The 21878-nt window shown below is 74.4% G+C and carries 15 protein-coding genes; 8 read left to right on the top strand and 7 right to left on the bottom strand.

Annotated features, from left to right (window positions below):
- The first annotated feature begins 32 nt into the window (after window positions 1–32).
- On the top strand, window positions 33–4874 hold the full coding sequence (locus ACFXG1_RS03570; RefSeq protein WP_384740636.1) for a hypothetical protein: 4842 nt from the start codon (window positions 33–35) through the stop codon (window positions 4872–4874).
- Between the two features lie 118 nt (window positions 4875–4992).
- On the opposite strand, the gene ACFXG1_RS03565 is transcribed toward ACFXG1_RS03570, so the two are convergent.
- Entirely contained in the window at window positions 4993–5457 is a 465-nt protein-coding gene (locus ACFXG1_RS03565; RefSeq protein ID WP_384740831.1) for a hypothetical protein, read from the bottom strand.
- Between the two features lie 546 nt (window positions 5458–6003).
- Here ACFXG1_RS03565 and ACFXG1_RS03560 point away from each other — a divergent pair.
- From ACFXG1_RS03560 to ACFXG1_RS03545, 4 genes are all read left to right on the top strand, one after another.
- Window positions 6004–8835, top strand: coding sequence for a nitrate- and nitrite sensing domain-containing protein (locus tag ACFXG1_RS03560; protein WP_384740633.1), 2832 nt, complete (start codon window positions 6004–6006; stop codon window positions 8833–8835).
- The gene (locus ACFXG1_RS03555) at window positions 8832–9290 is read left to right on the top strand and encodes a roadblock/LC7 domain-containing protein (protein WP_384712045.1); all 459 of its coding nucleotides are present in this window, start codon (window positions 8832–8834) and stop codon (window positions 9288–9290) included. Before ACFXG1_RS03560 ends, ACFXG1_RS03555 begins: the two co-directional genes overlap by 4 nt.
- A gap of 344 nt (window positions 9291–9634) precedes the next feature.
- Window positions 9635–9994 (top strand): DUF742 domain-containing protein, encoded by a 360-nt coding sequence (locus ACFXG1_RS03550; protein ID WP_384712048.1) that lies wholly within the window; start codon window positions 9635–9637, stop codon window positions 9992–9994.
- Window positions 9975–10577: an ATP/GTP-binding protein gene (locus ACFXG1_RS03545; protein WP_384712051.1), complete on the top strand. Its 603-nt coding sequence runs from the start codon at window positions 9975–9977 to the stop codon at window positions 10575–10577. The genes ACFXG1_RS03550 and ACFXG1_RS03545 overlap by 20 nt, the downstream gene beginning before the upstream one ends.
- A 49-nt stretch (window positions 10578–10626) precedes the next feature.
- Here ACFXG1_RS03545 and ACFXG1_RS03540 read toward each other — a convergent pair whose 3' ends face one another.
- From ACFXG1_RS03540 to ACFXG1_RS03530, 3 genes are all read right to left on the bottom strand, one after another.
- The gene (locus ACFXG1_RS03540; RefSeq protein WP_384740628.1) at window positions 10627–11874 is read right to left on the bottom strand and encodes a lipid-transfer protein; all 1248 of its coding nucleotides are present in this window, start codon (window positions 11872–11874) and stop codon (window positions 10627–10629) included.
- Window positions 11871–12302, bottom strand: coding sequence for a Zn-ribbon domain-containing OB-fold protein (locus tag ACFXG1_RS03535; RefSeq protein ID WP_384710046.1), 432 nt, complete (start codon window positions 12300–12302; stop codon window positions 11871–11873). The genes ACFXG1_RS03540 and ACFXG1_RS03535 overlap by 4 nt, the downstream gene beginning before the upstream one ends.
- Before the next feature lie 84 nt (window positions 12303–12386).
- Window positions 12387–12758: an Mpo1-like protein gene (locus tag ACFXG1_RS03530; RefSeq protein ID WP_384710021.1), complete on the bottom strand. Its 372-nt coding sequence runs from the start codon at window positions 12756–12758 to the stop codon at window positions 12387–12389.
- Between the two features lie 106 nt (window positions 12759–12864).
- Here ACFXG1_RS03530 and ACFXG1_RS03525 point away from each other — a divergent pair, with 106 nt between their 5' ends.
- Complete coding sequence (locus ACFXG1_RS03525; RefSeq protein WP_384740624.1) at window positions 12865–13368, top strand: NUDIX domain-containing protein; 504 nt, start codon at window positions 12865–12867, stop codon at window positions 13366–13368.
- Here ACFXG1_RS03525 and ACFXG1_RS03520 read toward each other — a convergent pair.
- Entirely contained in the window at window positions 13359–15719 is a 2361-nt protein-coding gene (locus ACFXG1_RS03520; protein ID WP_384710015.1) for a glycoside hydrolase family 31 protein, read from the bottom strand. The two genes, ACFXG1_RS03525 and ACFXG1_RS03520, sit on opposite strands and share 10 nt — an antisense overlap.
- A gap of 275 nt (window positions 15720–15994) precedes the next feature.
- Between ACFXG1_RS03520 and ACFXG1_RS03515 the strand changes: the two genes are divergently transcribed.
- Both ACFXG1_RS03515 and ACFXG1_RS03510 read left to right on the top strand, forming a co-directional pair.
- Window positions 15995–18007, top strand: coding sequence for an acetoacetate--CoA ligase (locus tag ACFXG1_RS03515; RefSeq protein WP_384710012.1), 2013 nt, complete (start codon window positions 15995–15997; stop codon window positions 18005–18007).
- A gap of 77 nt (window positions 18008–18084) precedes the next feature.
- The gene (locus ACFXG1_RS03510) at window positions 18085–19029 is read left to right on the top strand and encodes a hypothetical protein (protein ID WP_384740620.1); all 945 of its coding nucleotides are present in this window, start codon (window positions 18085–18087) and stop codon (window positions 19027–19029) included.
- A 63-nt stretch (window positions 19030–19092) separates the two neighbouring features.
- Here ACFXG1_RS03510 and ptsP read toward each other — a convergent pair whose 3' ends face one another.
- Window positions 19093–20763, bottom strand: coding sequence for a phosphoenolpyruvate--protein phosphotransferase (gene ptsP / locus ACFXG1_RS03505; RefSeq protein ID WP_384740617.1), 1671 nt, complete (start codon window positions 20761–20763; stop codon window positions 19093–19095).
- A gap of 72 nt (window positions 20764–20835) precedes the next feature.
- Entirely contained in the window at window positions 20836–21285 is a 450-nt protein-coding gene (locus ACFXG1_RS03500; RefSeq protein ID WP_384723962.1) for a PTS glucose transporter subunit IIA, read from the bottom strand.
- Between the last annotated feature and the right edge of the window lie 593 nt (window positions 21286–21878).

Genomic DNA, 21878 nt, shown 5'->3' with positions numbered 1-21878 from the left:
CCCGACCAGTCGACACCTGAGAGTCCGCCGCCATGTACGAGCTGTCCCGCGTCCGCCTCTACTCCATCGGGCCCGCGGGTGCGCGCTACGCCGACACCGTGCTGGACCTGCGCGGAGTCGGCGATCCCGTACCCGACCCCGCACCCGCCCAGGCGGACTTCTTCGAGGACGAGCCGGTCGGCCCGCCCCGCCGCCCCGCCCCCGCGGGCGTGCTGTTCCTGGAGAACGGCGGCGGCAAGTCCGTACTCCTCAAGCTGATCTTCTCCGTGATGCTGCCCGGCCACCGCAACACCCTGGGCGGCGCCAGCTCCGGCGTGCTCCGCAAGTTCCTCCTTGCCGACGACTGCGGCCATGTCGCCCTCGAATGGCAGCACACCCTCACCGGCGAACCGGTCGTCGTCGGCAAGGTCAGCGAATGGCGGGGCCGCCAGGTCTCCAACGACCCCCGCAAGTTCGCCGAGGCCTGGTACTCCTTCCGGCCGGGCCCCGGACTCGGCCTCGACTCCCTCCCGGTCGCCGAGTCCACCGCCGTACGCCGCCCCGTCGACGGCGCGGGCGCGGGCGCTTCCGGGGCCCGCGGCCGCCGCCGCACGATGAAGGGCTTCCGCGACGCGCTGACCGACGCGGGCAAGGCGTACCCCCATCTCGACGTCCACTGGGAGGAGATCCACGACCGCTGGAACGAGCACCTCGGCGACCTCGGACTCGACCCCGAACTCTTCCGCTACCAGCGGGAGATGAACGCCGACGAGGGCGAGGCCGCCGGACTCTTCGCGGTCAAGAAGGACTCCGACTTCACCGATCTGCTGCTGCGGGCCGTCACCGACACCCGGGACACCGACGGCCTCGCCGACCTCGTCAGCGGCTTCGGCAGCAAACTCGGCCGCCGCGCCGAACTGACCGCCGAACGCGACTTCACCGCGGGCTCCGTCGACCTCCTCCACCGCATCGTGGACGCCGCCGGACGCCGCGGCCGGGCCCGGGAGATCCACACCGCCGCCGAACGCCGCACCCGGACCCTCACCCGCCGGCTGCTGGCCCGCGCGACGACCGAACGCGCCCGCGCCGCCGACCTCGCCCAGCAGGTCACCGCCGCCGCCCACACCGTCACCGAGGCCGACCGGGCCCGCGGCCGCAGCGCCCTCGTCGCCGCCGAACTGGCCTACCGGCACGCGTCCCTGGCCCTCGCCGCGGCCGAGAAGGGCGCCGCCGCACAGCGCCGCGAACTGACCGACGCCCGCACCCTGCACTCCGCCTGGCAGGCCGCCGAGGCCGTGCTGCGCCACCGCGCCGCCACCGACCGCTCCACCCGGGTCGCCGCCGCCATCCGCGAGGCCGAACGCGACGCGGCACCCGCCCTCGCCGCGCGCGCCCTCGCCGCCACCGATCTCGTACGCGCCCTCCACGCCGCCGCCGCACAGGGCGAAGGGCTCGCCAACGAACAGGAAGAACGGTCCGCCGTCCTCCAGGAGGCGGGCGAGGCCGCCCACCGCGACGCCACCGCCGCGGCCACCGAGGCCCAGCGCGCCCGGAGCGAGATCGGTCACCTCCGGCAGCGGCTCGCCGAGGTGGAACAGGAGACCGCGGAGGCGGTACGGGCCGGCTGGCTCGACGACACCGCGCCCGACGCCGACCCGGCCAGGGCCGCCCTCGCCGCCAGCGACGCCGAGAAGACCGCCGTCGCGGCCTGGGACACCGCCCGCGAGACCGGCCGGACCGCCGCCGAGCGCGCCAAGGAGGCCGCAGCCGCCGAATCCCGCGCCGAACTGGCCGCGGCCCGCGCCGCCGACGCCGCGGCGGCGGCCGAGAACGCCCACACGGCCGAGGACCGGGCCGCCGCCTCCATCGCCGAGGACCCCCGGCTGGCGGAACTGCTCAGCCTGCCCGCCCCGGCCACCGACACCCCCGGCAGCTCCGGGACATCGCGACCGGGGCCCGCCACCCGCACCGACGGCGGTCCGCTGACCGCCGCCGAACTCGACCGCTGGGCCGACGATCTGCGCGCCCTGCTCGACCAGTACGTGACAGCGGCCGAGCGCCAGCTGTTCGACCTGCGGACCGCCGCCGCCGACGACGCGCGCATCCTCGGCGCGCTCGGCGACGGCGGACTGCTGCCGCCGGGACCCGACGTCCTCGCCACCGTCGAATACCTGGCGGAACACGGCATCCCCGCCCTGCCCGGCTGGCGCTATCTGGCCCAGGCCGTCGACCCGGCCGACCACGCCGCAGTCCTCGCCGCCCGGCCCGAACTCGTCGACGGCGTCGTCATCACCGACCCCGCCTCCCACGACCGGGCCCGGGAGGTACTGGGCGGCGCGGCGCTGCTGCCCCGCTCCGCCGTCGCCGTCGGCACCGCGGCGGCCCTCCTCGCCCCCGTCCCGCACCCCGGGGCCGGCCCGGCGGCCGACTCCGGCGTCTTCCTCGTCCCGCCCAACCCCGCCATGCACGACGAGGGCGCCGCCGACGAGGAACGGCAGGCCCTGCGCGCCCGCGCCACCGCCCGCGACGAGGAGATCAGGGCCCTCGCCGCCCGGCTGGCCGGGGACCGCGCGCTCGCCGCCCGGCTCGCCTCCTGGCGCGCCGACTGCCCGCCCGGCATGCTCGCCGAACTCGCCGCGGGCGCCGCCGCGGCCCGGGAGACGGCGGAGACCGCCCGGGCGGAACTGGCGTCCGCGGGCGTCGCCCGCGCGGAGGCCGACGAAGCCGCCGCCGAGACCGCCCGGATCCGCGAGGAGCGCCAGGAAACCGCCCAGCGTGCCCGCCGCGCCGCCGACGCGCTCGCCGGCCTCGCCTACCGGCTCAGGGAGCGCGCCGGCTGGCAGCTCAAGCTGCGGGAACTCGCCGACGACGCGGTCGAGGCCGAGGCCCGCGCCACCACCTGCCTGGAGCGCGCCAGGGCCGCCGACGAGGACCGCCGCGCCGCCCAGCGCGCCGCCGACGACGCCCGCCGTACCGCCCGCGCCCTGCGCGCCGAACGCGCCGAGATCGCCGGCGCCCCCGAACACCCCGAGCCGCACGGCGGCGCCGGAGGACCGGACGCCGCCGGGGACACGGAAGCACCGCGCGCGTCCCTGCCCGCCCTGCGCGAGGCGTACCGCGCCGCGTCCGGACTGTACGAGAAGGTCGGCGTCGGCGCCGATCTCCGGGCCGAACAGGCCCGCGCCGAGAGCGACGAGAGCGCCGCCCTCGCCGAACTCGACCGGCTCACCAACAAGGTCCGCACCCGCGCAGCTCAGCTCCTGGAGAGCCCCGACGGCGCCGACGGACCGTCCCGGCAGGCCGCCGCCGCCCGCGCCGAATCCCTCGTACAGATGCTGGAGTCCCGGGCATCGGAGGCGAGCGAGAAGCTCGGCCGGCTGCGCGGCGAGGCCGAACGCCTCGCCCCCGCCGACGGCACCGCCCACACGGAGCTGCCCGCCGAACTCGTCCCCGCCGACGCCGGGCACGCCCAGAGCCGGCTGCGTACCGCCACCGGCGAACTGGCCGCCCGCACCGACGCGCTGGACACCGCCCGCGAGGCCCACAGCGCCCTGCTCGCCGCCCACCGCACCGCCGAGGACGGCGCGGGCGGCTTCGACGAGACCGCGGTCCAGCTCCGCGATCTGCTCCGAGACCACCAGGAGGACGATCCCGCCGAGGCCGCCGAGCCGTACCCGGACGCGCTCGCCGAAGCCCGCCTGTCCGCCGCCGATGCCCGCCGGTCCCTCCGGGGCTGCGCCGCCGATCTGTCCGCGGCGGAAGCGGCCGTACGGGAAGCCTCCGACGTCCTCGTCCGGCACGCCAACTCGACCCGCTACGAACAGGTCCGCACCCCCGCCCGCCAGCAGATCCGGGAACTCCCCGCCGCGGCCCTGCCGGAGCACGCCGCCGCCTGGGCCGAGGCGTTCGCGCCCCGGCTGCGCGTCCTCACCGACGAACTGGCCCAGCTGGAGCGCAACCGCGACACCATCGTCGACCGGCTGCGCGGACTGGTCGAGTCGGCACTGGCCACCCTCCGCTCCGCCCAGCGGCTGTCCCGGCTGCCCGAAGGACTGGGGGAGTGGTCGGGGCAGGAGTTCCTCCGGATCCGGTTCGAGGAGCCCGACCAGGCGACCCTCGCCGAACGGCTCGGCGAGGTCGTCGACGAGGCCACCCGGGCCGCGCTGCGCAAGAACGCATCCGGCGCCTACGGCGAGGGCCGCAGGGACGGCATGTCCCTGCTGCTGCGCGGGGTGCAGGCGGCGCTCCAGCCCAAGGGCATCGCGGTGGAGATCCTCAAGCCGGACGCGGTGCTGCGCGCCGAACGCGTCCCCGTCGGACAGATGGGCGACGTCTTCTCCGGCGGCCAGCTGCTGACCGCGGCCATCGCCCTCTACTGCACGATGGCGGCCCTCCGCAGCAACGACCGGGGACGTGACCGGCACCGCCACGCGGGCACGCTCTTCCTCGACAACCCCATCGGCCGGGCCAACGCCACCTATCTGCTGGAGCTGCAGCGCGCGGTGTCCGACGCCCTCGGCGTCCAGCTGCTGTACACCACCGGCCTGTTCGACACCACGGCGCTGGCGGAGTTCCCCCTGGTGATCCGGTTGCGCAACGACGCGGATCTGCGGGCGGGACTGAAGTACATCAGTGTGGAGGAGCATCTGCGGCCCGGACTGCCCCAGCCCGACCCGTCGGGAGAGCAGATCCACGGCGAGATCACCGCGACCCGGATGTTCCGCCGCACCGCGGCCGCCGCGCCGTCCGAGCCGCCCGCCGTACCCGCAGTGCCCGCAGGGCCTGCCGTGCCCGCTCAGGCGACCCCGGCCGCCGACCGCCCCGTACCCACGATCCCGGCCCCGGCCGGGGGGACCGCGCCTTCCGGCGACCGTCCTGCCGGGGACGACACGTAAAGCACCGGCCGACCCGGGCCGCCGACCCGACGGCCGACCCGACTGTTGGCCCTGCGGCTGGTCCTGCGGCTGATCCGGTCGCCTCCTCGGGGACATCCGAGGAGCCGACCGGACCCTTCTAGACCTCCGCCTCGGCCACCCGGCGGCCGCCCTGCTCCCGGCGCTCCCGGCGGCGTATCCGCGCGTCCTCACGGGCGGCCGACCGCGCCGCGCGCCGCGCCCGGCGGCGCTCCCGCCGCAACTGGCGCGCACTGCTGCTGGGCTCGGACACCACACCGTTCCGCTGCTTCCACACCTGGCGGGTGATCCAGACGTCGAGCACCGACCAGGTCGCCACGACGGTGCTCGCGACACTGCTGAGCACCATGGGGAAGGCGAGCCAGGATCCGGCGAGAGTGCACAGGAAGGCGACCATCGCCTGAATGAGGGTCACCGACACGATCAGCACCGCGCGGACCGCCGCCCTGCGTACGGGATCGGCCATCCGCACCCGCGGCTCCGGCTCGTCGACCCAGAGCTGCCGCGGCCCGTGGACCCCCTCCACCGAGACCTCCGCCCCATCGCGACGCCCGCCCGTCTCCATGGTCCTGGTCACTCCCCACGTCCCCCATGTCCGCTCCGGTCACCGGCTCGGGTGCCCGGAATCCCTCGTCCCTACGCGCGACCGGCAGCCGCCCGGCCATTCCCTGTCCGGATGCGACGACCCCGGAGCCGTACGGCACCGCGCCGCGCCGGCCATCCGGAAAAGGAGTTCACATCCGGCGCGCACGATACCGACAGTGCGGGCGAACATCGCACTACCGGTCACTATCGGCTGGGTTCCCAACAGCCTCGTACATAAGGACGCGTCGACCCTCCGTTTTGTTCCACCCCCGCGCCGCCGGTTCGTAGGAATCCGGCCATCTCCCGCGACCCCCGCCGCGACACCGCGCGCCGTGCACTCCGACACGCCGGGAATCCCAACACCTTGAATGCCGCGACGGACCGTGAACCAGGGCCCTCCGGTCGGCCGAAAATCGCCCGGTCCGCCCTTCGAGTTGATTGTCCGACAGTAGTAGGCTCGCGCCGTTTGCTGACCGAGGAGTACGGAGGAGCGCCGTCCGCGGGGCGGGTTCGGCAGGGGGAGGCCATGCGCTTTCGCGGGAAGTCCATCCGTCGGAAGATCGTGGCGCTGCTCCTCGTCCCCCTGCTCTCGCTCACCGCACTCTGGAGCTTCACGACCGTGCTCACCGGCCGGGAGGCCGGCAGGCTCCTGGACGTCAACGAGGCCGTCGACGCCGTCGGCGCCCCCGTGACCGACGCCGTCGGAGCCCTTCAGCAGGAGCGCCGTCACACCCTCGTCTATCTCGCCGACCGCCGTTCGTCCGGCGCGCTGACGGCGTTACGGGACCAGCGCGCCGCCGTGGACCGTACGGTCGCCGCCGTCCGCTCCGAGGCGGCGGGCGGCGACGTCCGCGACACCCTGCGGTCCGACGGCGAACGGAAGCTGGCCGCGCTCCTCAAGGGGTTCGACGGGCTCGTCGGGCTGCGCCGCTCCGTCGAGGCGGGCACCGTGTCCCGGCCCGCGGCCATGGAGTACTACAACGGGGTCATCGATCCCGCCTTCCCCTTCCTCAACTCCCTCCACACCCTCAGCGATATCGGGATGGAGCGGGAGGGCCGGGCCGTCGTCGGCCTCCTCCGCGCCGTCGAGGCACTCGCCCGCGAGGACGCCCTGATCGCGTCCGCCCTCACGGCGGGCCGGGTGACCCCGGACGAACGGCGCGCCCTCACCGGGCTGGTCGCCCGGCGCCAGCTCCTCTACGAGACCAGCCTCGAATCACTCCCCGGCAAGGAACGCGAGATCTACCACGCGCTCTGGAACGGCCCCAAGACCCTGCCCCTGCGCGATACCGAACAGCGGCTCACCGGCGCCGGGACGGCGCCGGACGCCACCCCGTCCGAGGCCGTGGAGTGGCGCGAGGCGGTCGCCCCGGTACTCGGCGAACTCCGCCGCGAGGCCGTGGCTTCCGAGGCCCGCCACGAGGACCAGGTGGAACCGGCCGCGTACAACGTCTTCCTCAAGGCGGGCATCGCCGCCGTCCTCGGCTTCCTCGCCCTGCTGGTCTCCGTCGTGGTCTCCGTGCGCATCGGCCGCGACCTGGTCCGTGACCTCTCACGGCTGCGGCGCGAGGCCCACGAGGTGTCCGGCGTACGACTCCCCGGGGTGATGCGCAGGCTCGCCGCGGGCGAACCGGTCGACGTGGAGACCGAGGCCCCCCGCCTCGACTACCCGGAGGACGAGATCGGCCAGGCGGGCCGGGCCCTCAACACGCTCCAGCGCGCCGCCGTCGAAGCCGCCGTCCGGCAGGCCGAGATGCGGCGCGGCGTCTCCGAGGTCTTCGTCAATCTCGCCCGTCGCAACCAGGTCCTCCTCCACCGTCAGCTCACCCTCCTCGACGCCATGGAACGCCGCACCGAGGACGCCGACGAACTCGCCGACCTGTTCCGGATCGACCATCTGACCACCAGGATGCGGCGCCACGCGGAGGGCCTGGTGATCCTCTCCGGCGCCGCGCCCTCCCGCCAGTGGCGCAAGCCGGTCCAGCTGATGGACGTGGTACGGGCGGCGGTCGCCGAGGTCGAGGACTACGAGCGCATCGAGGTACGGCGGCTGCCCCGGATCGGCGTCGGCGGCCAGTCCGTCGCCGACCTGACGCATCTGATCGCCGAACTGCTGGAGAACGCCACGGTGTTCTCACCCCCGGACACGGCCGTCCAGGTCCACGGCGAGCGGGTGGCCAACGGCTTCACCCTGGAGATCCACGACAGGGGTCTCGGCATGACGGCCGAGGCCCTGCTGGAAGCCAACCTCCGGCTCGCCGAGACCCCGGAGTTCGAACTGTCGGACACCGACCGCCTCGGTCTCTTCGTCATCAGCCGACTCGCCCAGCGGCAGCATGTCCGGGTGTCGCTCCAGGCATCCCCCTACGGAGGGACGACGGCGGTGGTCTTCCTCCCCGCCGCCCTGCTGACGGACGCGCCGGAGGAAGGGGAGTCCGGATTCCGGCTCGACCGTACGTCCCAGGGCGTGCCCGGCCGCCGTACGCCCCCGGCCCCGCCCGGGTCCCCCGGCGGCATCGCGGACCGGGCGCGGTCGGCCCTGCCCCGTGGCCCCGGGAGCCCCGGCGACCGGTTCACCGACCCGTACGGGACCCACCAGGACGACACCGACCCGTACGGGCCCGACCTGGACGACACCGACCCGTACGACATCCGTTCGTACGACGGCTACGGACCCGCCCGCCTGCCGGATCCCTACCGGTCCCCGTCCGGAGATCCCGGCGTTTACCGGGTCCGGCCCGGCGACTTCGAGCCGTACCGCGAGCCGTGGCCGACGGGCGACGAGGAGCACCAGCAGGCGGGGGAGCCCGCCGCCGACAGCGCCCCGGCCCCGCTGCCGCGCCGCCCGCGGTCGCCCGAGCGCGGCGGCCGGGAGATCCCCGGACCGTCCGCCGGTGGTCCGGAGATCCCCGGACCGTCCGGGGACGGCCGGGCGCGCCGGGGCCCGGTCCTCCCCGGCGGCGGCTCCGAGCCTCCCACCGGGGGGCATCGCCGGGCCGACGAGCCGGCCGGCGGCCCGCTCTCCCCGGGCGCCCCGCCCGCGTTCGTCGACGGGCTGCCCCGCCGGGTGCGCCAGGCCAGCCTCGCCCCGCAACTGCGCGACACCCCGGGCCCGGCCGGGACCCGGGGCCGGGCCGCGGACCCGTACGACGCCCCGGCCGTACCGGGCCGCCAGGCCCGCCGCCCCGACGCGGAGCGCGACGCGGACGCCGTACGCGCCCGGATGGCGTCCATGCAGCGGGGCTGGCAGCGGGGCCGCCGCGAGAACGCCGACGACGCCGACGACGACACCGCCGTCCGGACCACCGCCACCAGCCGTCCGGCACCACGAACGACATCGGAGGGGAACGGTCCATGACCGCATCGCACGCCACGGCCGATACCGCAGGGGGCCATCCACGGACCCGGAACGGTACGGGCCCGCTCGACTGGCTGCTCGACGAACTGGTCGACCGGGTCGGCAGCATCCGCCGAGCCCTCGTCCTCTCCGGCGACGGACTGGCCACCGGCGCCTCCCGCGAGCTGAGCCGGGAGGACGGCGAGCACCTCGCCGCCGTCGCCTCCGGCTTCCACAGCCTTGCCAAGGGGGTCGGCCGGCAGTTCGACGCCGGTGCGGTCCGGCAGACCGTGGTGGAACTGGACGACGCCTTCCTCTTCGTCACGGCCGCCGGTGACGGCAGCTGCCTCGCCGTGCTCGCCGACGCCGAATCCGACGTCGGCCAGGTGGCGTACGAGATGACGCTCATGGTCAAGCGGGTCGGAGCCCATCTCTCCACCGCTCCACGGACCGGTCACGAGGCCGCCGGAGGGTGAGGTCCGGTATGAGCGACGGCAGGGACGTCGGGGGCGACGGCACCGGAGACGCGGCCCATCACCCCCACGAACCCCGGCGCTTCCATCCCTCCCAGTACTCCCACGGACCTCCTGCACCACATCACCCTCGTACGCCCCCGACTCCGCCACCGTCCCCGCCGCCACCGCGGTCACCGGGGCCACCGGGGCCCGCCCCGGCAGCTCCGTCGCGGCCGGACCACCCGGACCACCCGGACCACCCGGACCACGCGGCCCCCTCGGAGCACTCGGAGCACCCGGATCTGGAGCCCCCGCGGTCCCGGCAGCCGGACAAGCCCCGTCAGTCCCGCCCGCCGCGTCATTTCGTGGACGCCGAGGCGGGCCCGGTGGTCCGTCCCTACGCGATGACGCGCGGCCGGACCAGCAGCACCGCGCACCACCACCGGCTCGATCTGATCGCCCTCGTCATCGCGGAGGCCGAGGCCGACCGCCCCGGTCACCATCTCTCCCCGGAACATGTCGACATCGTCGAGCGGTGCGGGCACAGCCCCCAGTCGATCGCCGAACTCGCGGCCGGTCTCGACCTCCCCGTCGGGGTGATCCGGGTCCTGGTCGGCGATCTCGTCGAGGACGCGCTCGTCCACGTATCCCGCCCCGTTCCGCCGGCCGAGCTGCCGGACGTGAACATCCTCCACGAGGTGATCCATGGTCTTCGGGCGCTCTGAACGGGAGCGGCGCCGTCCGCCGGTGGCTCTGAAGATCCTGGTCGCCGGGGGCTTCGGGGTCGGGAAGACGACCCTCGTCGGCGCGGTGAGCGAGATCCGCCCGCTGCGCACCGAGGAGGAGCTGACCGAGGCGGGCCGCCCCTTCGACGACACGGGCGGCGTCGAGGCCAAGACGACGACCACCGTCGCCATGGACTTCGGGCGGATCACCCTCCGCGAGGATCTCGTCCTCTATCTCTTCGGCACCCCCGGGCAGGATCGTTTCTGGTTCCTCTGGGACGAGCTGGCCCAGGGGTCACTCGGGGCCGTGGTGCTGGCGGACACCCGGCGGCTCGCGGACTCGTTCGCCGCCGTCGACTACTTCGAGCGCCGGGGGATCCCGTTCACCGTCGCCGTCAACTGCTTCGAGGGGGCCGAGCGGTTCGCCGTCCCGTCCGTGCGGGCCGCCCTCGACCTCGACGCCGGGGTCCCCCTGCTGCTGTGCGACGCGCGGGAACGCGAGTCGGTGAAGACGGTGCTGGTCACGGTGGTCGAACACGCCCTCGCCCGGGTGGACCCGGCCCACCGGCACGCCACCACCTGACGCGCCGTACCCCGCCCGGGCCAGGACGCCGCCCCACCCCGGTCGCCGCTCACCGCACCACGACCACCGCCGACCCATGGCCGAACAGCCCCTGGTTCGCGGTGATCCCCACCCGCGCCCCGGCCACCTGCCGCGCCCCCGCCCGCCCCCTCAGCTGCCGTGTCAGCTCGCAGACCTGGGCCAGGGCCTGCGCGGGCACGGCCTCCCCGAAGGAGGCGAGCCCACCGCTCGTATTGACCGGTATCCGTCCGCCGAGCGCCGTCGCCCCCGACCGGACCAGCTGCGCGCCGTCGCCCGGCGCGCACAGCCCGATGTCCTCGTACCACTCCAGCTCCAGGGCGGTGGACAGGTCGTACACCTCGGCCAGTGAGAGATCGTCCGGCCCGATCCCCGCCTCCTCGTAGGCCGCGCGGGCGATGGACGCCCGGAAGGGCACCGGTGACGGCGCGACGACGGCGGCCGAGTCCGTCGCGATGTCCGGCAGATCGAGGACGGTCCGCGGATAGGTGGGGGTGACGGTCGAGACGGCGCGGATCCGCACCGGGCCGTCCGTTCCGTGCCGCCGCGCGAACTCCATACTGGAGAGCACCAGTGCCGCGCCGCCGTCCGAGGTGGCGCAGACGTCCAGCAGTCGCAGCGGATCGGCGACCACGGCGGACGCGGCCACGTCGGCGGCGGTGACGGCGGTCCGGTAGCGGGCGTCGGGATTGAGCGCGCCCGCCGCCGCGTTCTTCACCTTGACCAGGGCGAAGTCCTCCGGTGTTTCCCCGTACAGGGCCATCCGGCGCCGGGCGTGGAGCCCGAAGTACGCGGGGTTGGTCGCCCCGAGGAGCCGGAACCTGAGCCAGTCCGGATCGTCCGGCCGGTCGCCGCCCGCGGGCGCGAAGAAGCCCTTGGGCGCGGCGTCCGCGCCGACGACCAGCACCACATCGGCCAGCCCGGCGAGGATCTGGGCCCGGGCGGTGGCGATCGCCTGCGCCCCCGAGGCGCAGGCGGCGTACACACTGCTGACCCGGGCGCCCTGCCAGCCCAGCGCGCGGGCGAAGGTGGCTCCGGCCACATAGCCGGGATAGCCGCCGCGTACGGTGTCCGCGCCGACCACGGAGTCGATCCGCCGCCAGTCGACCCCGGCGTCGGCGAGTGCGGCCCGCGCGGCGGCCGTACCGTAACGGACGAAACCATGGCCCCACTTGCCCCACGGGTGCATGCCCGCCCCGAGGACCGCGATATCGCCTCCCGCCCCGCGCTCTGCCCGGCCTCCCGCCCCGCCTTCCGCCCGGCCCCCCGCCCCCGTCATCGGAGCGCCCCCACCGGCCGCCAGTTCCAGGTGGCCGACCCGTCGCCGAGGACGCCGGGTACCACCTCGGCCTCCGCGCCGACCGCGAGATCCGCGACCGTCACCCCCGGCGCGGCCTGCCCGAGCACCACCATCCGTTCGGCGGCCAGCTCCACCGCGACCAGGACGTACGGCTCGAAGGGGGTGTCCGGGTCGGAGACGTACGGCGGCGGCGGGCGGTAGCGCCCGTCCGTGTACGACCAGATCGTGCCCCGCCGGGAGAGCGCGACCTCGGCCAACTCCCCGCCCCCGCACCCCGGATTGCGGCAGTGGACGTCCTCGCGGGGGAAGAAGACCGCGGCGCACTCCGCGCAGCGCGTGCCGAGCAGCCGGAACCCCCCGTCGCCTTCGCCTTCGCCGTTGTTGTCCGTGAACCAGCCCGTCACCACGGGTGTACGCGCCAAGGGTCCTCCCCGCTACCGCGATCCGATGCCCCGCGTCCGTCCGCCCCGCGGCTCGAAGCTGACGGAGTGTCAGAAGTCTGCCACGGGCCGCCGCTCCCCGGCGAGCCATGCGGCGGCGGTATCGGCCAGTTCACGGTCCCGCCCCGCCAGCATCGTCCGGATCATCCGCATATCCCCGCGCAACGACCACAACGGATGCCCGAACGTCGCCGGATTGTTCCCCTCGATCAGAAAATGCGCGGGCCACGCCGTCCCGTAGCCGATCAACGGCAGCGCCACCACCATGCGCGGCCGGCCCCGCGCCAGCCCGTACGCCGCGACCGCCGCCCCCGTCAGCGTCCCCGCCAGATGGATCCAGCGAGTCGCCGCCCTGGAATGCATCGCCACGTAGTACGGCCAGAACTCCTCGTACGACTCGTACTCATCGCGTGAACGCCCCATGGCCCCGCACCGTAGCCCGAACCCCGGCGACCGGCCAGACACCCGCGACCGCCGCACACCCCGATCGGCCGGACACCCCGCGCCGGCCCTCCGCTACAGTCCGCGGATGCCCGACAACTCCCACTGCGGCAGCTGCGGAACCCCTTACGGACCCACCGCCGACTGGCCCCGCACCTGCCCCGCCTGCGGTACCACCGCCTACCGCAACCCCCTCCCGGTCGCCGTCGCCCTCCAGCCCGTCCACGACGACCACGGCACCGGACTCGTCGTCATCACCCGCGCCGTCGAGCCGCAGACCGGCGGCGTCGCCCTCCCCGGCGGCTTCGTCGACCACCGCGAGACCTGGCAGGAAGCCGCCGTACGGGAGCTGTACGAGGAGACCGGCATCGCCGCCGGCGCCGACACCGTCCGGCTCGCCGACGCCCTCAGCGCCCCCACCGGCCACCTCCTCCTCTTCGCCCTGCTCCCGGCCCTCCCCGCCGAGAGCCTGCCCGCCCCGGCACCCACCCCGGAGACCACAGGACGGCACCTCCTCCACGCCCCCGCGGAACTCGCCTTCCCCCTCCACACCGAAGCCGTACGCAACTGGTTCGCGGGCCGCTACGCCTGACCCCGCACCCGCACCGGGCGCTCCGGCCGTACCGCCCCGTCCCCTCTGACCTGCCGCACCACCACCCGGCCCGCCGACCACCGCACCGCGTACCGCTCCACCGCCGCCCGCTCCCAGCCGTCCCCCGGATCCGGCACCACCAGACCACCCCCCTTGCGGCCCTGGGCCGGAGCCCACACCTCCAGCTCCACCCCGCCGTCCGCGCCCCGGACCGGAATCACCGACCCCGCCCGCGCCAGTACCGGGATCCGCGACAGCGGCGCGTCCAGCACGACCCGGCCAGGACCCTCGTACACCCGCCCCGACACCGTGTCGTACCACCGGCCGCGCGGCAGCCGCACCGCCCGCCGTACCGCCCCCGGCTCCAGCACCGGCGCCACCAGCAGCGCGTCACCCAGCAGGAACGCGTCCTCGCAGTCGCGCAGCGCCCGGTCCTCCGGCGCCTCCCACCACACCGGCCGCACATACGGCGCCCCCGTCAGCCGTGCCAGCTGCGCCAGCGTCACCAGATACGGCCGCAGCCGCTCCCGCTCCAGCAGCGCCGCCCGGGCGTGCTCCAGCACCGCGGGCCCGAACTCCCACGGCTCCCGGCGGCCCGCGCCGATCGCCGCGTGCGTCCGGAACAGCGGCAGATACGCCCCCAGCTGGAACCAGCGCAGATACAGCTCAGGCGTCGGGAACCCGTCGAAACCCCCCACATCGGGACCCGAGTACGGCACCCCGCACAACCCCAGCCCCAGCACCAGGGCGAGCGACGCCCGCAGCCCCGCCCAACTGCTCGCCACATCACCCGACCAGGTACCGCCGTACCGCTGCAAACCGGCCCAGCCCGACCGCGAGAACAGGAAAGGACGCTCCCCGGGGCGCAGCCGCCGCAACCCCTCGTACCCCGCGCGCGCCATCGCCAGGCCGTACACATTGTGCGCCTCGCGATGATCACCACCCCGCCCCTCCAGGACATGCCGCGCCGACCTCGGCAGGGTCGTCTCCCCGAACGGCGAGAACGCCACCGGCTCGTTCATGTCGTGCCACACCCCCGCGAACCCGAGCGCGAGCCGCTCCGCGTACAGCTCACCCCACCAGCGCCGGACCACCGGATCCGTGAAGTCCGGATAGACACACGTCCCCGGCCACACCTCGCCCCGCACCTCCCGGCCCCGCCCGTCGCTGACGAACGCCCCGATCCGCCGCCCCTCGTCGTAGACCGCGTCCCCGCGCCGCGCCCGTACCGCCGGATCCACGATCGACACCAGCCGGACCCCCTCACCCCGCAACTCCGCCGCGAGACCCGGCAGATCCGGGAACCGCCCCCGGTCCACCGTGAACACCCGGTGCTCCTCCAGATGGTCGATGTCCAGATGCACAGCCGACAGCGGAAGCCCCCGCTCCCGATAGCCCGCGACGATCCGCCGCACCTCCCGCTGCGTACCGAAACCCCAGCGGGCGTGCTGCGGACCCAGCGCCCACGACGGCGGCACCGCCGCCGGACCCGTCAGCCGCGACCAGCGCGCCAGCACCCGCGCCGGCGTCCCCACCACCACCCAGCAGCGCGGCGGACCCCCGGCCATCCGCAGCTCCGCCGTCCCCGGCCGGTCATGCCCCGAACCGTCCCCCTCCCGGCCCTCCCGCAGCGTCAACCGCCCGTCCCACGTCGAATCGTGGAACACCAGATGCGTCCCCGCGTCGGCCACCACCAGCTGCACCGGCATCGTCACCGACAGTGGATCGTCCCCCGGACCGAACGAGCCCCCCGGATCGGTGTTCCACAGCCGATACGTCCCGTCCCGCAGCCGCGGCCCCGAAGCCCGCCCGCCGAGACCGAAGAACCGCGCGTCCGCCGCCACCTCCGTCCGCTGCGACCAGCTCCCCGCACCACCGTCCACCGGCTCCCACCACCGCGGCGGCAGATCACGCCGCAGCACCACCCCGCCCGGCGTCCGCACCTCCACCGCGCCCAGCCGTGAGACCGCCACCGTCACCCGCTGCGACACCACCCGCCAGCCGCCGTCCGTGTCCGGTTCCAGAACCGCCCGCGGGTCCGGCTCAGGCACCGGCGCCGCCAGCGCGTACGACGGCTCGGGACCGGCACCGTCCCACCCCCAGAACACCGCGCCGCCCGCCGCCACCAGAATCCGCAGCTCCGAACGGGCGAACCGGACCACCCCGCCGCCCGGCGACGCCTCGGCCCCCACCACCGCACCCGGCACCCGAGCACGACCGGCCCCCCGCCCCCCGGTCAGCGCCGCGTCCGCCCGCCGGCGACCCCACGCCCGGCGCACCGCCCGCAGCCCCCGCCGTACCCCCATAGCGCGCAGCCGCCCCACCACGCGCACCAGCTCACCACCGTCCATACGAGCCACCCTCCCACCGGACCCGGCGCGAAACCGCCGCGTTCAACCCCCGTTCACCCCCTGAAGGACCGGCCGCGGGAGCCCGCGGCGGTCCACCCGACCCCGCCCCGGATGCCCTGGTGCGAAAGACGATCACATGGCATCGTCCGTAAAGCCGTGCGACGGGCACACACCGGCCCGCCCACGGCCACCGCAGACACCGCGCACCGCCCCACGAGCCCGGCCAGGGCTCCCGGGGCGAGACCACAGCCTTCCGGAGCCGCACTGTGACCCCAGTGAATCCAGCGACCCCCGCGAACCCGGCCGCCGACCCGGCCCCCCTGTGGCGGCCGGACGCCGAGCGGATCGCCGCCGCGCGGATCACCCACTTCCAGCGCTGGGCCGCCGAACACCACGGAGCCCCCGCCGACGGCGGATACCCCGCCCTGCACGCCTGGTCGGTCGACTCCCTCGAAACCTTCTGGCGCGCGATCGCCGCATACTTCGACGTCCGCTTCACCACCCCCTACGAGGACGTCCTGCCCCGGCCCGCCATGCCCGGCGCCCAATGGTTCACCGGCGCCACCCTCAACTACGCCGAACACGCCCTGCGCGCCGCCGACACCCGCCCCGACGACGCGGCCCTCGTCCACGTCGACGAGACCCACGCACCCGCCGAGACCACCTGGGCCGAACTCCGCAGCCGGGTCGCCGTCCTCGCCGCCCACCTCCGCGACCTCGGCGTCACCCCCGGCGACCGCGTCTGCGCCTACCTCCCCAACATCCCCGAGGCCGTCGTCGCCTTCCTCGCGAGCGCCGCCGTGGGCGCCGTCTGGACCTCCTGCGCCCCCGACTTCGGCGCCCGAGCCGTCCTCGACCGCTTCCAGCAGGTCGAGCCCGTCGTCCTGTTCACCGTCGACGGCTACCGCTACGGCGGCAAGGAACACGACCGGGCCGACACCGTCGCCGAACTGCGCGCCGGACTCCCCACCCTGCGCGGCGTGGTCCACGTCCCCCTCCTCGGCACCCCGGCCCCCGACGGCGCCCACGACTGGTCGGCCGTCACCGAGGGCGACGCGCCCGCCGCGTACGCCCCGCTCCCCTTCGGACACCCCCTCTGGATCCTCTACTCCTCCGGCACCACAGGACTGCCCAAGGCCATCGTCCAGTCCCAGGGCGGCATCCTCCTCGAACACCTCAAACAGCTCGGCCTCCACTGCGACCTGGGCCCCGGTGACCGGTTCTTCTGGTACACCTCCACCGGCTGGATGATGTGGAACTTCCTCGTCTCCGGCCTGCTCACCGGCACTACGGTGGTGCTGTACGACGGCAGCCCCGGCCACCCCGACACCGGCGCCCAGTGGGGCATCGCCGAACGCACCGGAGCCACCTTCTTCGGCACCTCCGCCGCCTACGTCATGGCCTGCCGCAAGGCCGGCGTCCACCCGGCGCGCGACCACGACCTCTCCCGCGTCGGCTGCGTCGCCACCACCGGCTCCCCGCTCCCGCCCGACGGCTTCCGCTGGCTCCACGACGAGTTCGCCGCCGCCGGGGCCGATCAGTGGATCGCCTCCGTCAGCGGGGGAACCGACGTCTGCAGCTGCTTCGCCGGCGCCGTCCCCACTCTCCCCGTCCATATCGGCGAACTCCAGGCCCCCTGCCTCGGCACCGATCTCCGCGCCTGGGACGAACAGGGTCACGACCTGGTCGACGAGGTCGGCGAACTCGTCGTCACCCGGCCCATGCCCTCCATGCCGACCGGCTTCTGGAACGACCCCGACACCGCCCGCTACCGCGCCGCCTACTTCGATACGTATCCCGGCGTCTGGCGCCACGGCGACTGGATCACCCTCACCCGCCGCGGCACCGTCGTCGTCCACGGCCGCTCCGACTCCACCCTGAACCGGCAGGGCGTCCGCATGGGCTCCGCCGATATCTACGAGGCCGTCGAACGCCTCCCCGAGATCCGCGAATCCCTCGTCATCGGCATCGAGGAACCCGAAGGCGGCTACTGGATGCCCCTCTTCGTCCACCTCGCCGACGGCGCCGTACTCGACGACGAACTGCGGGGCAGGATCAAAACCACCATCCGCGCCAGGCTCTCGCCCCGGCACGTCCCCGACGACATCGTCGAGATCCCCGCCGTCCCCCACACCCTCACCGGCAAACGACTCGAAGTCCCCGTCAAACGCCTCCTCCAGGGCGAATCCCCCGCCAAGGCCGTCAACCCCGGCTCCGTCGACCGCCCCGAGCTGCTCACCTACTACAGCCGGCTCGGCGAGGAACGGCGGACCCACCGCGACGACTGACCGGTCCCCGCGCGTTGTCAGTGGCGACGGCTACGGTGAGTAATCATCGATCGATCGTACGCCACCCAGGGGGAACCATGACGCGCGACACCACACCCACCGGCGGCAACCGCCCGCGCGCCCGCCGCCGCGGCACGGACCGCCCACGGAGCGGCACGGCCGTCCGGCGCACCCTGCGCCGCGAGGTCCCCGGCACCGTGGGCGTCCTCGCCGACACCCACGACTTCGACGCCATGCGGGGCTACCGCACCTTCGCCTTCGACGACCACCCCGCCTATCTCCGGCACGTCGACGACCTCCTCGGCGCCCTTTCCGGCGACCATCTCCACACCACCGTCGTCCTCTTCGACCCCGAGGAGTACGCGGCCTACTGCGCCGACGAGGGCATCGACCCCGACACCCCGCTCAGCCGCAGCCGCTACACCGCCGTCGCCGCCGCCCGCGGCGGCGCCGTCCCCTATACCGGCCAGCCACTCGACACCCTCCTGCCCCAGCTCGTCGACCACGCCGTCCGCGAAGCCACCTGGGAGTACGCGGCCACCCTGCTCGCCTCCATCGGCACCTGCGCCGACTGCGGCCAGGACATCGGCAAGGCCGCCTTCGACCGGGCCTCCCACCTCCTGGTCCGCCTCCTCGAAGCGGCCGGACCCGGCACCCACCACCTGGTGTGCAGCGTCGCCGCCCCCGAGGAGAAGATCCTCGCCACCCTCACCGCCGACGGGGACACCACATCCGCCCGGCTCGACGCCCTCGCGTGCACCGAGTTCGTGACCGTGCTCGCCGTCGCCGTCGCCCTCGGCCGACCCGGGGGAGTGGTCCTGCGCACCCGCACCCCCGACGCCCCCGACCGGCTCCACGGCTGGACCGTCCACGAGAGCCGGTTCGTCCCCCTCACCGAGGCCGAGGTCTTCAGCGCCTACTGCACCGACGCCACCGACGGCGGCCCCGTCCCGCCCGAACCCGGCGCCGACTACCGCGCGGGCTTCGACATCCCCACCGACCCGCCCGACACCCACCACTGAAGCGGCCCCCGGAACGGCGGAAGGGCCCCGCCACCGCGAGGCCCTCCCGTCGACCACTTCCGACTACTCGCCGGAGAGCACCGCCCGCGCGGCGAGCCGCGCCTCCTCGGCACCGTCCGCGGCCCGCGCCGCCGCCGCGGCCCGCTCGCACTGGGCCAGCGTGTGCTTCGCCAGCGTCGCCCGGACATAGGGGATCGAGGCCGCCCCCATCGACAGGGACGTCACCCCGAGACCCGTCAGCACACAGGCCAGCAGCGGATCGGAGGCCGCCTCACCGCACACCCCGCAGCTCTTGCCCTCGGCCCTCGCCGCGTCCGCCGACAGCGCCACCAGGTCCAGCAGCGCGGGCTGCCACGGATCCTGCAACCGCGACACCGCCCCGACCTGCCGGTCGGCGGCGAAGGTGTACTGCGCCAGATCGTTGGTGCCCAAGGAGAGGAACTCGACCTCCTGGAGAATCGAACGCGCCCGCAGCGCGGCGGACGGGATCTCCACCATCGCACCGAACCTCGCCCGCAGCCCGGCCTCCCGGCACGCGTCGGCGAACGCCTTCGCGTCCGCGCGGTCCGCCACCATCGGGGCCATGACGTCCAGATGGACCGGCAGCCCCTCCGCCGCCTTCGCCAGCGCCGTCAGCTGGGTCCGCAGCACCTCGGGGTGGTCCAGCAGCGTCCGCAGACCCCGCACGCCCAGCGCCGGATTCGGCTCGTCGGCCGGAGTCAGGAACGCCAGCGGCTTGTCCGCGCCCGCGTCCAGCACCCGTACGACGACCCGGCCCTCCGGGAACGCCTCCAGCACCTTGCGGTACGCCTCGATCTGCTTCTCCTCCGACGGCGCCCGCTCACTGTCGTCGAGGAAGAGGAACTCGGTACGGAACAGCCCCACGCCCTCGGCGCCGGCCTCCAACGCCGCCGGTACGTCGGCGGGCCCGCCCACGTTGGCCAGCAGCGGCACCTTGTGCCCGTCCGACGTGGCACCCGGCCCGCTCGCCGCGGACAGCGCCGCCTTCCGCTCGGCCGCCGCCCGCGTCAGCTCCGCCCGCCGCTCGTCGGTCGGCCGTACGAAGATCTCCCCCGTACTGCCGTCCACCGCGACGAGCGTCCCCTCGGCCAGATCCCCGGCCCCCGGGAGCGCCACCACGGCCGGCACGCCCAGCGCCCGCGCCAGGATCGCGCTGTGGCTGGTCGGCCCGCCCTCCTCGGTCACGAACCCCAGGACCAGCGCCGGGTCCAGCAGCGCGGTGTCCGCCGGGGCCAGGTCCCGGGCGATCAGTACATACGGCTCGTCGCTGTCCGGCACCCCCGGCATCGGCACACCGAGCAGCCGGGCCACGATCCGGTTCCGTACGTCGTCCAGGTCCGCGACCCGCCCGGCCAGATACTCACCGGCACCCGCGAGCAGCGCGCGATAGGCGGCGAACGCGTCGTACACGGCGCGCTCGGCCGTGCTGCCGACCGTGACCCTGCGGTCCACGTCGGCCATCAGCTCGGGGTCCTGCGCCATCAGCGCCTGGGCCTCCAGCACGGCCTGGGCCTCACCGCCGGCCAGATTGCCGCGGGCGATCAGGTCGGCGGCCACGGCGTCCACCGCCTGACGGGCGCGCCCCTGTTCGCGCTCCGCGTCCTGCGCGGGATTCTGCTTGGCCGGCGGCTCCAGTACCGCCGTGCCCATGTGCCGCACCTCGCCGATCGCCACCCCGTGGCTCACGCCGACGCCTCGCAGCGTTGTCTCCATGTCACCCGTTCCCGGTCGAGCGGCGGGCCGGGCCGCCGCGATGGTTGTCGAACCGCTGTCGCCGCTGCGGCGTCACTGCCAGGAGAAGAGCGTGTCCCCGGACTTCACGTCGCCGTCCTCACGGACGTCGCCGAGCGCGTCGGGCGTCGCCTCCAGCGCGACGACGGGGCAGATCGCGGACTTGCCCGCCTCCTCGACGGCGACGGGGTTCCAGCGCACGACGGCCTGGCCGCGGGTGACGGTGTCGCCCTTGTTGACGAGCAGCTCGAAGCCCTCGCCGTTGAGCTGCACGGTGTCGATACCGAGGTGCACCAGCACCCCGTGTCCCTCGGCGTCCACCACGACGAAGGCGTGGGGATGCAGGGAGACGATCACCCCGTCGACGGGGGAGACGGCGTCGGAGGGCTCGCGCACGGGGTCGATGGCGGTACCGGGGCCGACCATGGCACCGGAGAAGACCGGGTCCGGTACGGCCGCGAGTCCGATGGCACGGCCGGCCAGCGGCGACGAAACTGTGGTCATGGAAGCCTCCCAGGGGCGGAGAGTCGTCGCCCCGTCGTCGGGGGTGGCGCGGGGCGACGCACTGTTCAGAGCTGTATCAGAGCGTATGTCAGGTGAAGTCCCGGTTCCGCCCGAAAGCAACCGGTTGACGGACCTAGGGACGCACCGGAAACGATTTGCCTCGCACTCCGGTGACCTGTACTGTCATACCCCTGCCTGAGCCCAACACGACGTAGCGTCGGGGTTCGGCAGCGACCTATCAAACCGAGATCCTAACTGGTCTACACCTCTGCCTGTCTGTAGGGGGAAGGACCGGGGGTGGTCACCGGGCCGGAAAAAGCCTGATAAGGTTTGAAACGTCGAAGGGAAAGCCCGGAGGGCCTGGTGAAAAGGGCCTGAAGGAAGCGTCCGTTCCTTGAGAACTCAACAGCGTGCCAAAAGTCAACGCCAGATATGTTGATACCCCGTCCCGGCCACCTGAGTGTGGTGGGGATGAGGTTCCTTTGAAGAAACACACAATACAGCGAGGACGCTGTGGACCATTCGGATTATTCCTCCGTCTGGTTCCGCTCTCGTGTGTGTCGACCCGATTACGGGTAAGCATTCACGGAGAG

Origin of the sequence: Streptomyces sp. NPDC059248 (assembly GCF_042753905.1) — a bacterium.
Taxonomy (GTDB): Bacteria; Actinomycetota; Actinomycetes; order Streptomycetales; family Streptomycetaceae; genus Streptomyces.
Note: the sequence above shows the minus strand (reverse complement) of the source record. Positions and strands in the feature narration are given on the sequence as shown.